We start from the raw sequence: 14,492 nt of genomic DNA, 5'->3' as shown, positions 1-14,492 counted from the left end.
TTTTTTTATCGCGTTGCGCCGGCCGCAACGGGCCGGCGCCGTCTGTTCGTTAGTGGACCGCCGTCATACCGGAAGCCAGTTGCATGACTTTTTCCTGGGTCGCGTCGGCGCGGTCCAGGGTGCCCATCAGTTCGCCTTCGTGCATCACCATCACCCGGTCGCTCATGCCCAGCACCTCCGGCAGCTCCGAGGAAATCATGATCACGGCCATGCCTTCGCTGGCCAGGTAGGAAATCAGTCGGTAGATCTCGGCCTTGGCCCCCACGTCGATACCGCGGGTGGGTTCGTCGAGGATCAGCAGCCGCGGGTTGGTCATCAGCCAGCGGGCCAACAGGGCTTTTTGCTGGTTGCCACCGGACAAGGTGTCGATGCACTGCTCCAGGGACGGCGTTTTCACCCGCAGCTTGGTGCACATGTCTTCGCACAGGGCGCGCAGGGCTTTTTGCTGGATAAAGCCATTGCCGGAGTAATGCGGCAGCACGGCCATTTCCATGTTTTCCAGCACCGACAGGCAGGGGAACAGGCCGCTGAGCTTGCGGTCTTCGGTCAGCAGCGCGAAGCCCTTCTCGATGGCCATGTGCGGGTCGGTGATGCGCACGGTCTTGCCGTCCAGCTGGATCTCGCCGCCGGAGCTTGGGGTGATGCCAAAAATGGTTTCGGCCACATTGGTACGACCGGAGCCCATCAACCCGGCGATGCCGAGAATCTCCCCGGCGTGCAGGTCAAACGACACGCCCTGGAATACCCCGTCCAGGCGCAGGTCGCGCACCGACAGCAACAGATCGCCAATGGGCTTGTCGCGCACCGGGAACAGCTGGCTCAGCTCACGCCCCACCATCATCGAGATCAGGCTGTCGCTGTCCATGCTGTCGGCCCGTTGCAAGCCGATATAGGCACCATCGCGGAACACTGCGACTTCATCGGCAATGGCGAACACTTCGTTCATTTTATGGGTGATGTAGATGATGCCTTTGCCCTGGGACTTCAGGTCGGCAATGATCGAAAACAGGTGGGCCACTTCCTTGTCGGTAATGGCCGAGGTCGGTTCATCCATGATCAGGATGTCGGAGTCGTAGGACACTGCCTTGGCAATCTCGACCATCTGCCGCTCGGCGATGCTCAGGTTGCCGACGTGCTCTTCCGGGTCGAGGTTGATCCGCAGCCGCGCCAGCAGTTCGGCGGTGCAGCGGTGCATTTCCCGGTGGTTGACCATGTGCAGGCCGTTGAGCTGTTCGCGGCCGATCCAGATGTTCTCGGCGATGCTCATGTGCGGCATCAGGTTGAGTTCCTGGTGGATCATCGCGATCCCGGCCTTCTGCGCCGCCAACGGCGTTTCGAATTTGATCGGCTTGCCACGCAAGCGGATTTCACCGGCGTCGGGCTGATAGATGCCGGCGATGATCTTCATCAGCGTCGACTTGCCCGCACCGTTCTCGCCCATCAGCGCCAGCACCGAGCCGGGGCGCACCCGCAGCTGCACATCGGCCAGGGCCACGACGCCGGGAAAGCCTTTGCTGATGTTGGAGATTTCCAGCAGGTAGGGCTCGATCAGCCCGTCGGGTTGAGGGCCCGGCAGCGGGGCTTGCGAAGCAGTCGCTTGAGCAAACATATCGGGTACTCCGTCAGCAGGGCCGCCGAGGCTGCCCTGCCGGTTTATTGTTGTTATTAAGGGCTACTTGAAGTCTTTGACGTTGTCCGGGGTGATGAGCTTGAACGGGATCACCACGTTCTGCTCGACCGGCTCGTGCCTGGCCATCTTGCGCGCCGCTTCCACCGAACCTACGGCCTGGCCATTGGCGTCCTGGAACGCCGACGCGGCCATGTCGCCCTTGGTAATCGCGTTCAAACCGTCCGGTGTGCCATCCACCCCGGCGATCAACACGGTGCCCGGCTTGGTGCCCGCCGACTTCAACGCCATGGACGCACCGATGGCCATCTCGTCGTTGTTGGCCAGCACCGCGTTGAATTCACGGCCTTGGGTCAGCCAGTCGTTGACCAGGGTCATGCCCTTGTCACGCAGCCAGATGCCGGTCTGTTCCTGCTCGATCTTGATGTCCGGGTATTTGGCCAGGACTTCCTTGACACCTTTGGTGCGGTTGGTGGTGGAGTTGTTCGCCAGGTCACCCAGCAGGATCACGATCTTGCCCTTGCCGCCGAGCTTTTCGGCGATGTACTGCATTTGCAGGCGACCCGCCTCAACGTCATCGGAGGTCACCGCCACCACGCCCTTGGGTAATTCTTTCTGGTCGGGACGCCGGTTGACGAACACCAGCGGAATCCCCGCCTTGGTAGCTTCGGTGATAATGTTCTTGGTCGATGCGGTATCGACCGGATTGACGATGATGGCATCGACTTTCTGGCTGATGAAGCTCTCGACCTGGCTCAGTTGCTTGACCACATCGGCGCGGGCGTCTTCGAACTGCAGCTGCACGCCGTCACCCTTGGGGTAGGACTTGGCTTGCTTGTCCATGTCCTCACGCAGGTAAGTCAGGAAGGTGTCATCGAACGCCGACATGCTCACGCCCACCTTGATATCGGCTGCCGTAGCGAAACCACTGGCGAGCATCATGGACAGGGCCAGCGCGGTAAAACGGATCGGGGTCTTCATGAACGGTCTGTCTCCAATTTCTTGTTGGTTTTGTGGACGTTGCGTTTTTCAGAGCGAAGCGGTCGGCAGTCGAACGATCGGCGCCCCCGGAATGCAGCACACCAGGGAGCCCTTGCTTTCGACGCACAGGACATTCAGGAGGGAGAAGTAAAACGGCCGGGCGCGGGGCAGACCGCGAGGCTTGAGGGCAGGACGTAAAACTCGCAGTACAGCGTTGAAGATTTTCATCTGACGGTACCTGGTTGTTTTGATCTTGTTTTTGTCGAGTCGCCCGAATCGAGTCCGAACGTACTTTATGCAACCTGGAAAAGACTTTATTGGAAAATAATTTCCATATCAACCTGTTTTAGAATTTTATTCTATTTTTCATCTGTGCGACTCCACAGCCGCCATTTCCACCACCTGCTGACGCTCGGCGCTCAGGCGCGCCGCGTCCAGTACACGGGTGGTTGCCAAGGCATCCAGGACGTTCACCGGCAACTCGCCATGGCCTTCCACGGCGTTTTGCAGCTGACTGTAGAACTGATTCCAACGGCCCTTTTCCGACGGCACCCGCTCACGGTCCGGACCTTGTTCAAACCAGCCCCAGCGTCGGTGCTCTTCGGCGCCCCAGTGCTCGCCTTCGGTTTTCGGGGTCTTGCCGGCCAGCAGCGCGTCTTCCTGGCCGTCCAGCCCTTCGACGGTGTAGCAACCGGCCGTGCCATTTACCCGAAAACGCGGGGCCTGGCTGTTTTGCAGGGCATTGCCCCACAGGTGCGAAATCACCCCGTTGGCGTGGGTCAGCGATACAAAGAAGCCGTGATCCACGTTGGGCTCATCGGCGGTGTAGTACAACTGGGCGAACACCCGGTCCACCGGGCCGAACAGCTGCATGGCCTGGTCTACCAGATGGCTGCCCAGGTCCCGCAGGAATCCGCCGCCGCTGGCATTGCCCACGGAGTCTGGGTTGTAGCGCTCCACCCGGGATTCAAAGCGGGTGACGGTGCCGAGGGCGCCGGCATCGATCAGTTTGCGCAGGGTCAGGAAATCCGAATCCCAGCGCCGGTTCTGGTAGACGCTGAGCAGCACGCCCTGGCGCTCGGCGGCGGTAATCAAGGCCTGGGCCTGTTCGGCGTTGCTGGCGAAGGGTTTGTCGCTGACCACCGCCACACCGTGCTCAATGGCCTCCAGCACCAGGGCCGGACGGCCCTTGAGGGTGGTGGAGATCACCAGCACGTCGACACCGGCTTCGGTGATCTGCCCGATACTGTCGAAGGCCTTCACACCGGGGTGATCCGTCGCCAGTTGCTGGCGACGTTCGGGTGACCGTGTTACCACGCCGACAAAGGTCGCCCCCGGCAGGCTGGCTATCAGGGGTGCATGAAATACACGGCCACCTTTGCCGTATCCAACCAGTCCGATTCGCATACAAATACTCCTTGGTTAATTGTGGCGAGGGAGCTTGCTCCCGCTCGACTGCGTAGCAGTCGCAAGCTTTTGGGGGCGCTTCGCACCCCAGCGGGAGCAAGCTCCCTCGCCACAGGGCAAGCCACAACGGTCTAACAGCAAAGTTCGCGGGTCACCCGCTCCAGCATCATCCGGTTGGACTCATCCGGCCGGTCTTCCCAGGCAAACACCGACACCGTGGCGATGCCGTCGAACTTGATTTCCCGCAGGGTGCCGAAAAACGCCTCCCAGTTCACCTCGCCCTGGCCGATGTCCAGGTGCTGGTGCACGGTGGCGGTGACGCCCGGCGGGTTGACGATGTAGCGCAGGTTGGACGAAGCGCGGTGGTTGTAGGTGTCGGCGATGATCAAGTGGCTGAGTTTGGTGCCTGCGTACTTGAGCATCGAGGCGATATCGCCCTTGCCGTCGTCATAGAAGAACGTGTGCGGCGCGGCGTAGAGGTAGTTGATCCAGTCGCGGTCGAGGCCGCGAATGATGTCCACCGACTCGTTGTTACGCTCGCAGAAGTCGTACGGGTGCGCCTGGATATCCAGCTTGACGCCTTCGCGTTCGAACTCCGGCATCAGCTCGTCCATGGAGCGCATGAACTGGTTCTCGCACACCAGCGGGTTGTCGGACTGGCCGGTGAATTCGGTGTTGACCAGCTCGCAGTCCATTTCCACGGCGATCTGGATCGCGCGTTTCCAGTTGCGTACGGCGGCAACCCGCAGGCCTTCGTCGGCGGCGGCCCAGTGGTACATGGGCAGCAGGGATGAGAGTTGCACGCCGGCATCGCTCAAGGCCTTGCGAAACTCCTTGATGCGCGCCCGGTCGACCCGGGCCGCCTTGTAGAACGGCAGGAAGTCTTCACGGGGTGAGAGTTCGATGTGCTGGTAGCCGAGCTCGGCGGCCTTGTCGACCATTTGGCCGAGGGGCAGGTGGCGGTACATGTAGGGGTCTAATGCGATGCGCATAATATGAAGTCTCCCGGATCGCCTTATGTGGGAGCGGGCTTGCTCGCGAATGCGGTGTGTCAGTTAATGAATTTGGATACTGATCCACCGCATTCGCGAGCAAGCCCGCTCCCACACTGACTGCGTTACATCAGTGAGGGTTGTGGTTAGCCGTAGAAATGCGGACGTTCTGGCAGGCCCACTTTCACAATCTGCCCACTGTTCTGCGCCTCAATGCACGCATCCGCCGCCACCGCCGCCGCAAAACCATCCCACGCCGACGGCCCACCCACTTGCCCTGCCCTCACACCGTCGATAAACGCCTGCAATTCGACGTCATACGCCGCGATAAACCGGTCTTTCCAATCCATCAGAATCGCATTCGACAGCTTGGCCTCGCTGCGCATCTGCACCTGGGATGGCTCCGGCAATTTCGCAATACCGGTCTCCCCCACCACTTCGCACTGAATGTCGTAGCCGTACTGGCAGTTCACAAACACTTCCACATCGATGCGCGTGCCCTTGGCGGTTTCCAGCAGCACGATCTGTGGGTCGCGCAAGTGCGCCAGCGCCTTGCTCGATTTACGCGGGAACACTACTTGCACCGACACATAGTCATCGGCCAGCAACCAGCGCAACACATCCAGCTCGTGGATCAGCGTGTCAGTGATCGCCATGTCGGTCTTGTAGTTTTCACCCACCCTCGGGTTGCGGTGCGCGCAGTGCAGCATCAACGGCTCGCCGATCTGGCCGCTGTCGATCACGGCTTTCAAGGCGCGATAACCCTGGTCATACGGACGCATGAAGCCCACCTGCACCAGGCGCTTGCCGTGGGCCACTTCGGCCTCGACGATCTTGCGGCAGCCTTCGGCAGTCACCGCCAGCGGCTTCTCGCAGAACACCGGTTTGCCGGCGGCAATCGCCGCCAGGACGAACTCTTCGTGGCTCGGGCCCCAGGAGGTGACGAGGATCGCCTCGACTTGCGGCGAGTTGATCAGCGCGTGGCCGTCCGGGTAGACCTCGGCGGTAAGTTTCAGGTCCGAGACAACCTTGGCAGCCTGCTCGAGGTTGATGTCGGTCACGGCCACCACCTGGCTGTTGAGCAGGGTCTGGCTGCAACGACGAATATGATCCTGGCCAATGGCGCCAGTACCGATAACTCCAAGCTTCAACGACATGAAAACACTCCTCTTGTTATTAGTACTGCCGAGCCTTGGCCAGGCGTTCATTGAGTTGTTTGGCCACCGCGTCGGTGCGTTCGCTGGTGGACACCTGCGCCACACCGACGCGCCACCACGACAGGTATTTGTGGATCATGGTTTTCGGCAGCACCTTGATATCAATCAGCGTCGACACCGTTTGCGTGCGCGCATCGGCCAGCGCCGCCTTTAGCTGCTCCACGGTGTTGACCTTGTAGGTCTTGCAGCCATAGGCCGCCGCGCTCATGGCGAAATCCACCGGGACGAAACCGCCGTCGAGCTTGCCGGTCTCGGGATTGCGGAAGCGGAACTCGGTGCCGAAGCTGTCCATGCCGTGTTCCATCTGCAAATTGTTGATGCAGCCAAAGGTCATGTTGTCCAGCAGCACCACGTTGATCTTGCGCCGCTCCTGGATAGAGGTGGCCAGCTCCGAGTGCAGCATCATGTAGGAGCCGTCGCCCACCAGTGCGTACACCTCGCGCTCGGGCTCTGCCAGCTTCACGCCCAATGCGGCGTTGACCTCGTAGCCCATGCACGAATAACCGTATTCGACGTGGTAGGTGTTCACGCCCTTGCTGCGCCAGCTGCGCTGCAAGTCACCCGGCAGGCTGCCGGCGGCGGCGACGATGATTGCGTCGTCGGCCAGGGCTTCGTTGAGCACACCGAGTACGCGGCTTTGGGTCAGGCAGGAGCCGGTCAGTTCGATGAATTCGCGCAGCACCGCCGGGTCCATATGGTCGTTGATTTCCGGGACGAAGTTTTCAGTCTGGTATTCCGCCTGGTAGATGCGGTCGACCTCGACGTCCAGCTGCGCCTTGGCATCCCGTGGTTGATCGCCCCAGCTGGAACGATAGTCGCCCAGGGCTTCAGCCAGAGCTTCCAGGCCGACCTTGGCATCCGCCAGCAGCTGCACGCCATCGAGTTTCAGTGCATCGCAAGGGCTGATATTGAGGTTGAGAAACTGCACCTCGGGATGCTTGAACAGTGACTTCGACGAGGTGGTGAAATCGGTATAGCGCGTGCCGATACCAATGATCAGGTCGGCCTCCGGTGCCAGCAGGTTCGCCGCCAGGCAGCCGGTTTCACCGAGGCCGCCGAGGTTCAGCGGATGGCTTGAAACCACCGCACTCTTGCCCGCCTGGGTTTCCGCGAACGGAATATCGAAGCGCTCGGCAAAGGCTTGCAGCGCGGCATTCGCGCCTGAGTATTTGACCCCGCCGCCACACACGATCAGCGGTTTGCGCTTGCCCTTGAACGCCGCCACAGCATCCCCCAGCATCGCTTCGGTCGCCGGGCGCCGGTCGATCCGGTGCACGCGCTTTTGCAGGAAGTAGTCCGGGTAATCCCAGGCTTCACCCTGTACATCCTGCGGCAGGGCCAGGGTCACGGCGCCGGTTTCCGCCGGGTCGGTGAGCACGCGCATGGCGTGAATCGCCGCCGTCATCAGCTGTTCCGGGCGGTTGATGCGGTCCCAGTATTTGCTGACGGCACGAAACGCGTCGTTGGTGCTGATGCTCAAGTCGTGGAACTGCTCGATCTGTTGCAGTACCGGATCGGGCTGGCGGCTGGCGTAGACATCACCGGGCAACAGCAGCAGCGGAATCCGGTTGGCGGTCGCGGTCGCCGCAGCGGTCAACATATTCGCCGCGCCCGGCCCTACCGAAGAGGAACACGCATAGATCTTGCGGCGCAGGTGCTGCTTGGCAAAACCAATCGCCGCGTGGGCCATGCCTTGCTCGTTGCGGCCCTGATGCACCACCAGGTCGCCGCTGTCCTGTTCCAGGGCCTGGCCCAGGCCCAGCACATTGCCGTGGCCGAAAATCGTGAAGATGCCGGCGACAAATTTGCTTTGAACACCGTCGACTTCGATGTACTGGTTATCCAGAAACTTCACCAGGGCCTGGGCCATGGTCAATCGGGTTGTGGTCATGAGGTGCCCCTTATCGTTTCTGCAGGTGGGCGATACTCGCCCCCAACGCCTGCTTGATATCTGCCAGGCCGTGCACGCTTGCGGCGAACGGTTCGAACGACAGGTAACCGCTGTAGCCGGTGCTGAGCAAGGTGTCGATCTGCGCGGTATTGCCCAGGATATCGCCCTCGCCCACCAGCACACGGTGACCGTCGCGGATCGAGTTCAGCGGTACGTCGGCATCTTCCACACCGGAGATGTGCACCAGCCCGGTCAGCTCGGGAAAGAACTCATGTTCGCTGGCCAGGTGGTGGTGGAAGGTGTCGTGCACCACGCGAAACACATCCAGCCCGCCGATGGCCTTGATCGCATCCACTGCCACGCGCTTGCGGCGCAGGGCGCATTCTTCAAACCCCAGGGGTTCGACAAAACCGAGAATCCCGTATTCCCGCAGGATCGGCGCCAGTTCACTCAAGGCTGTGCGCAAACCAGCGGCGCGCTGGGCTTCGTTGCGCGGGTCGGCGCGGTCGTTCAACGGGCACATCACCAACGCCTGCGCACCGCTCTCGCGGGCATAGGCCGCCAACTTGATGGCCTGGGCGCGGCGCTCGTCATTCCATACATCAAACGGGTACAACGCGTTGATCGACAGCACGGTGATGCCGTGCACCGCGCACAGTTCGCGCACGCGGCTGGCGGGAGTGCCGTCTTCAATCTCGATGCCCTTGAGGTCGTTACGGATCTCGATGGCGTCGCATTTCAGGGTCACCGCCAGCTGGATAAAGTCCGGCAGGGAAAGGCTGGGGGCGACCATGCGGTTCAGGGCAAAACGTAGAGGCGACTTCATTATTGTTGTGCTCCACACTCGAAAACATTTACTTGGCGGTTGGCATGCTGAATTCAGGGCCCTTGGCGATGCTGTCGGGCCAGCGTTGCATCACGCTTTTGTAGCGGCTGTAGAAACGAATGCCTTCTTCACCGTAGGCATGGTGGTCGCCGAACAGCGAGCGCTTCCAGCCACCAAACGAATGCCAGGCCATCGGCACCGGAATCGGCACGTTGATGCCGACCATGCCGACCTTGATGGTGCGGGCAAAGGCACGGGCGATGCCGCCGTCGCTGGTGAAACACGACACGCCGTTGCCGAACTCGTGGGCGTTGATCAAGGCCACGGCGCTGGCAAAATCCGCCACCCGTACGATGCCCAGCACCGGCCCGAAGATCTCTTGCTGGTAGATGCTCATCTCGGTGGTGACGTTATCGAACAAGGTCGCACCCACGAAGAAACCACCCTCCGCGCCCGGCACCTTGAAGCCCCGACCGTCGACGATCAATTTCGCGCCCTGGGCCACGCCCTGGTCGATAAAACCTTCGACCTTGGCCTTGTGTTCAGCGGTGACCAACGGGCCCATCTCGCTGTCTTTCTTCAAGCCGTTGCCGACCTTCAACTGGTCGATACGCGGCAGCAGTTTTTCGATCAGCTTGTCGCCGACATCGCCCACCACCACGGCAATCGAGATCGCCATGCAGCGCTCGCCGGCCGAGCCGTAAGCCGCGCCGATCAAGGCATCAGCTGCTTGATCCAGGTCGGCGTCCGGCATCACGATCATATGGTTCTTCGCCCCGCCCAATGCCTGCACACGCTTGCCGCGCTGAGTGGCCTGCTGGTGGATGTACTCGGCAATCGGCGTGGAGCCAACAAACGAAATCGCCTCGATATCCGGGTGCTGCAACAGCCCGTCAACCGCGCTCTTGTCGCCCTGCACCACGTTGAACACGCCGTCGGGCAGCCCGGCTTCGGTCAGCAGGCGGGCCATCAGCAAACTGGCGGATGGGTCGCGCTCGGACGGCTTGAGGATGAAGCAGTTACCGGTGGCCAACGCCAGCGGGATCATCCACAGCGGCACCATCACCGGGAAGTTGAACGGGGTAATGCCGGCGCACACCCCCAGTGGCTGGCGCAGGTTCCAGTTGTCGATGCCGCCGCCGATGTTGTCGCTGAAATCGGTTTTCAACAGATTCGGCGCGCCACAGGCGTACTCGACGATCTCGATGCCGCGAGTGACTTCGCCCTTGGCGTCGGAGAACACCTTGCCGTGTTCGCGACTGATGATTTCGGCCAGCTCGTCATGGTGCTGGTCGAGCAATTCCTTGAATTTGAACAGCACCCGCGAACGGCGCAGGGACGATTGTTCGGACCACGCCGGGAAGGCTTTGAGTGCCGACGCGACAGCTTCATCGACGGTCTTCTGGCTGGCCAACCCGACGCGGGCCTGGACTTCGCCGGTGGCCGGGTTGAACACATTGCTGAAGCGCTCGCTACTGCTGTCCTGCACCTGGCCGTTGATGTAATGGCCGATTATCGGGGCATTGCTCATTGTTCTTGTTCTCCGTCGAAAGTGCTTAAAGATCCAGCAGCCAGCTGTGCTGCGGGTCGTTATGGAAGTGCCAGGCGCGCTTGGGGCCGGCCATCACGTTCAGGTAGTAGGACTCGTAGCCATACGGCACGCTGACCGGGTGATACCCCTTGGGCACCACCACCAGATCGCTGTTTTCCACGGCCATGGCCTGGTCGATGCTGCGGTCGTCGGTGTAGACCCGCTGGAACACAAAGCCCTGGGGCGGGTTGATCTGGTGGTAATAGGTTTCTTCAAGAAAGCTCTGGTGCGGCAGATCGTCGGTGTCGTGCTTGTGGGGCGGGTAGCTCGACGAGTGACCGGAGGGCGTGCGCACTTCCACCACCAGCAGCGAATGGGCGGGTTCGCTGTCAGGCAGGATGTCGCACACATAGCGGGTGTTGGCGCCCTTGCCGCGTACGCTGCGCTTGCATTGTTCGGGGCGGATCAGGCGTGGCACCAGGCCTGCGTCGGTGGAACCGGGAGCGGCGCAGACGGCGATTTGTACGTCGCTCAACGCGGTGACCTGGGCGTCGGTGCCCGGTGGCAGGTAGGCGGCGTAGGGAGATTTGTCTTCGAAGACCGAGTGGCGGTCACCGAGGTTTTCCCAGTTGAAGCCTTCGCCCTGAATCGTCACCCGGCCGCTGAGCAGCACCAGGCACAGCTCTTTATCACCGGCCGTCACCGGCAGGGTTTCGCCCAGGCTCAGGCGGTAGGCGGCAAACCCTACATATTCCAGGCGCCCTTCTTCCAGGGCGACCATGGTTTGCCCGCGTTTGCTGCTTTTGACCAACAGGCTCATTGTCCAATCCTCTCGCTGAGAAGCGCGCGCAGCGTGTCGTAGCCTTTCTTCGCATAGATGTAGCTCGGCGCCACGGCAGGATCCTGTTCCGCCTCCACCACCAGCCAGCCCTTGTAATTGGCGGCCAGCAGCACGTCCAGCAATGCGGCGAAGTCGATATCACCGTCGCCGGGCACGGTGAAGGTGCCGTTGACGATGCAGTCCGGGAAGCTCCACATCTGGTTGCGCGCCAGTTGCACCACCGGCTTGCGCACGTCCTTGAAGTGCACGTGGCAGATGCGGTCGATGTGTTTGCGCAGCACCTCGATGGGTTCGCCGCCGCCCATGTAGCAGTGGCCCGAGTCGAACAGCAGACCGACTTCCGGGCCGGTGCGGCGCATCAGTTGGTCGATGTCGTCCGGGGATTCGACGTAGGCGCCCATATGGTGGTGGTACGCCAGGCGCACGCCCTGGGACAGGGTGAAGCGCGCCAGTTCGGTGAGTTTGTCGGCGTACTCCTGCCAGGCCTGTTCGCTGTGGAAACGCGGGCGTTCCATCAGGCGTACCGGTGAACCCTGGATCGAGTCGGCGACTTCGCCGTACACCAACACGCTGGCGCCGTTTTCGCGCAGCAGTTCCACATGGCTGGCGATGGCTTCGATTTCTTCCGCCACCGAGCGCCGGGCCAGGCGGCTGGAGTACCAGCCGGAGACCAGTGCCAGGTCATAGGGGCGCAAGACATCGCCAACGCCCTTGGCGTCCTTGGGGAATTTACCGTTGAGTTCGAAACCTTCGTAGCCGATGTCCTTGCCTTCGCTGAGGGCCGTGCTCAACGGCGTTTCGCCGCCCAGGGCCGGCAGGTCGTCGTTGCTCCAGGAGATCGGGTTGATGCCAATTCGGATAGCGGGCATGGCTGCACCTATTATTGTTTTTCAGAGTTGCCTGAGATCTGCTTTATGTGGGAGCGGGCTTGCTCGCGAAGGCGGTGGTTCAGTTGGTGTATCAGTCGACTGACACTCCGCTTTCGCGAGCAAGCCCGCTCCCACATTTGACCGTGTTTAACTTCGAGAACTGCGCCAAGCATTAATCAACTGCTCAAAGATGCACTGCACCTGCTCAATCAAGGTTTGATCGTCAATCTCCCCCGCCAGCCAGGCGCGGCTTGGCTCCTGGAAAATCGTGCGGCCCACGGCGAAACCGCGGCAGGTCTGGCTCTGGCTGGCTTGCTGGAAGCCATCGGCCAGGCATTCGGCGGAAGCGTTCAGGCCCAGCAGCACCACGCCCCGGCAATAGGGATCGCGTTCCTGGATCAGTTCGTCGAGCTTTTTCCAGTCCGCCGCCGACTGCGCCTCGATCTTCCACCACGCCGGGTAGATACCCAGGTTGTACAGGCGCTTGAGGCTGCGGTAGAGCACGTCGGGATAGGTGGACGGATGGTCCTTGGGCGGCACGATTTCCAGCAGCAATTCATGGCCGCTGACCAGGGATGCCTGGTACAGGCTCTTGAGTTGAGCTTCCTGCTCCAGGCGCAGCAGCGGCTCGTCGTCAGGATGGAACTGCACCAGGCACTTGATGATTTGCTCCTGGGGCCAGGCAATCAGGTTGCTGCCCACCGAGCGGCCGTGTTCAAAGGCCAGCGGCCGTGAGTTCTGGACTTCCACCGGACGGGCGATCCACCAGCCGCGACCGCTGGCGGCGTTCAGCGCGTCCTGGCCGAAGCGTTGATCGGCCAGAATCCCGACGTCAGCCTCGACGCCCTGCTCCGCCAGTTTGCTTTCAACCCGTTCCACGGCCTGGATAAACAGTTGCTTGAGGGCGCTGATGCGCGCCGGGTCCTGGCCGCCTTTCTGGGCCAGTTCCACCAACTGCCAGCGATGATCGAAGGCAAACACGAACAGCTGCTTCCAGGCTTTGCGCGGTACGCTGACCCGGTGCAGGCGTTGCAGCACCGCGTCCTGGTCCGGGCGGGTTATCGGCACCGGGCTGTTGAACAGGTAATCGAGTTCGGCACGGGTCGGCATCGCCGGTGCGCAGGCATGGCGCGACACCACCAGGCCGCCGCAGGCATTGGCCAGCTGGCAGCAGCGCTCGTCGCTGGCGTCTTCAAGCCAGCCACTGAGGAAGCCGGACATAAAGGCATCACCGGCGCCCAGGACGTTGAGCACTTCCACCCGTACGCCAGGGTAGATGGCGCCGTCTTCGAGGCGGGCCGGGATGTCGCCGTGGATCACCGTGCAGCCCTGCGGGCCAAGCTTGACCACCAGGGTTGCGCAAGTCAGGCCGCGCACGGTACGCAAAGCTGTCAGCAAATCTTCGCTGCCACCGGCAATCAGGAATTCTTCTTCGGTGCCGACGATCAGGTCGAAGCGCGGGAGGATCTTCTGCACGTGCTGGCTGACATTCTGGTCGGCCACAAACCGGGTTTCACCGTCGGCCTTGCCGGCCAGGCCCCAGAGTACCGGGCGGTAGTCGATGTCGAGCACGCGTTTGACGTTGTGCTGCTCGGCGTAGTCCAGGGCCTGGATGCTGGCCTTGTACACGCCGTCGGTGGAGAAGTGAGTGCCGGTGATCAGCAGCGCCTTGCTGGAAGCAATGAAGGCTTCGCTGATGTCTTCGGCGCGCAGGGCCATGTCGGCGCAGTTCTCGCGGTAGAACACCAGGGGAAAGGTTTCGCGATCCTTGAGACCCAGCAGCACCAGGGCGGTGAGGCGTTCCGGATCGACCTTGATGCCGCTGACATCGCAACCTTCACGAGCCAGGGACTCCAGCAGGAAACGCCCCATATGGTCGTCCCCTACCCGGCTCAACATCGCCGACTTGAGCCCCAGCCGTGCGGTGCCGAACGCGATGTTGGCGGAGGAACCGCCGAGGTACTTGGCGAAGCTTGAGACATCCTCCAGCCGTGCACCCACTTGTTGTGCGTAAAGGTCGACGCCCAGGCGTCCCAGGCAAATCAGATCCAATTGACGCCCACTGGCAAAACGAGTCTGGCCCATGCTGGCTCCTGTTATTTTTATCAGCCTGCGTGTGCCGTCGTGGTGGCGGCATACGCTCTTGGTGCAAGCAGACTAGAACGTCTGGCGGCGCCAATCAATATTTATTCTATAAATATTTTTCGTGGAATATATTTTCCAATAAGCCATCATCGGCGTGTTCCAGCCACGGTGCATCGTTTCAGCTGCACCGTGGGGCGGGATGCCGAGGTATTTTTTTGCGCCTAC

Annotated in this window: 11 protein-coding genes; all 11 read right to left on the bottom strand. The window is 61.5% G+C overall.

All coding sequences use genetic code 11. From position 1 onward, the window contains the following. Nucleotides 1-49: 49 nt before the first annotated feature. The gene (locus tag NVB75_RS32925; protein ID WP_093209108.1) at nt 50-1,609 is read right to left on the bottom strand and encodes a sugar ABC transporter ATP-binding protein; all 1,560 of its coding nucleotides are present in this window, start codon (nt 1,607-1,609) and stop codon (nt 50-52) included. 63 nt (nt 1,610-1,672) lie between these two features. Beyond that, complete coding sequence (locus NVB75_RS32920; RefSeq protein ID WP_258345183.1) at nt 1,673-2,608, bottom strand: sugar ABC transporter substrate-binding protein; 936 nt, start codon at nt 2,606-2,608, stop codon at nt 1,673-1,675. Nucleotides 2,609-2,974: 366 nt separating this feature from the next. Beyond that, nucleotides 2,975-4,015, bottom strand: a complete 1,041-nt coding sequence (locus tag NVB75_RS32910) for a Gfo/Idh/MocA family oxidoreductase (protein ID WP_258345180.1) — start codon at nt 4,013-4,015, stop codon at nt 2,975-2,977. Nucleotides 4,016-4,146: 131 nt separating this feature from the next. After that, entirely contained in the window at nt 4,147-5,007 is an 861-nt protein-coding gene (locus NVB75_RS32905; protein ID WP_258345178.1) for a sugar phosphate isomerase/epimerase family protein, read from the bottom strand. 146 nt (nt 5,008-5,153) lie between these two features. After that, nucleotides 5,154-6,164, bottom strand: a complete 1,011-nt coding sequence (locus tag NVB75_RS32900) for a Gfo/Idh/MocA family protein (RefSeq protein ID WP_258345176.1) — start codon at nt 6,162-6,164, stop codon at nt 5,154-5,156. Between the two features lie 19 nt (nt 6,165-6,183). Then, complete coding sequence (gene iolD / locus NVB75_RS32895; RefSeq protein ID WP_258345174.1) at nt 6,184-8,115, bottom strand: 3D-(3,5/4)-trihydroxycyclohexane-1,2-dione acylhydrolase (decyclizing); 1,932 nt, start codon at nt 8,113-8,115, stop codon at nt 6,184-6,186. A 10-nt stretch (nt 8,116-8,125) separates the two neighbouring features. After that, nucleotides 8,126-8,941, bottom strand: coding sequence for a TIM barrel protein (locus tag NVB75_RS32890; RefSeq protein WP_258345173.1), 816 nt, complete (start codon nt 8,939-8,941; stop codon nt 8,126-8,128). A 28-nt stretch (nt 8,942-8,969) separates the two neighbouring features. Then, complete coding sequence (locus NVB75_RS32885) at nt 8,970-10,472, bottom strand: CoA-acylating methylmalonate-semialdehyde dehydrogenase (RefSeq protein ID WP_258345171.1); 1,503 nt, start codon at nt 10,470-10,472, stop codon at nt 8,970-8,972. Nucleotides 10,473-10,497: 25 nt separating this feature from the next. Continuing rightward, on the bottom strand, nt 10,498-11,292 hold the full coding sequence (iolB, locus tag NVB75_RS32880) for a 5-deoxy-glucuronate isomerase (RefSeq protein WP_258345170.1): 795 nt from the start codon (nt 11,290-11,292) through the stop codon (nt 10,498-10,500). Then, nucleotides 11,289-12,182, bottom strand: a complete 894-nt coding sequence (iolE, locus tag NVB75_RS32875) for a myo-inosose-2 dehydratase (protein WP_201140313.1) — start codon at nt 12,180-12,182, stop codon at nt 11,289-11,291. Before iolE ends, iolB begins: the two co-directional genes overlap by 4 nt. Before the next feature lie 147 nt (nt 12,183-12,329). After that, nucleotides 12,330-14,267, bottom strand: coding sequence for a 5-dehydro-2-deoxygluconokinase (gene iolC / locus NVB75_RS32870; protein ID WP_258345168.1), 1,938 nt, complete (start codon nt 14,265-14,267; stop codon nt 12,330-12,332). Nucleotides 14,268-14,492: the final 225 nt, after the last annotated feature.

Source organism: Pseudomonas sp. CBS (genome assembly GCF_024734645.1).
Taxonomy (GTDB): domain Bacteria; phylum Pseudomonadota; class Gammaproteobacteria; order Pseudomonadales; family Pseudomonadaceae; genus Aquipseudomonas.
This window is presented reverse-complemented; position numbering and strand designations above follow the sequence as displayed.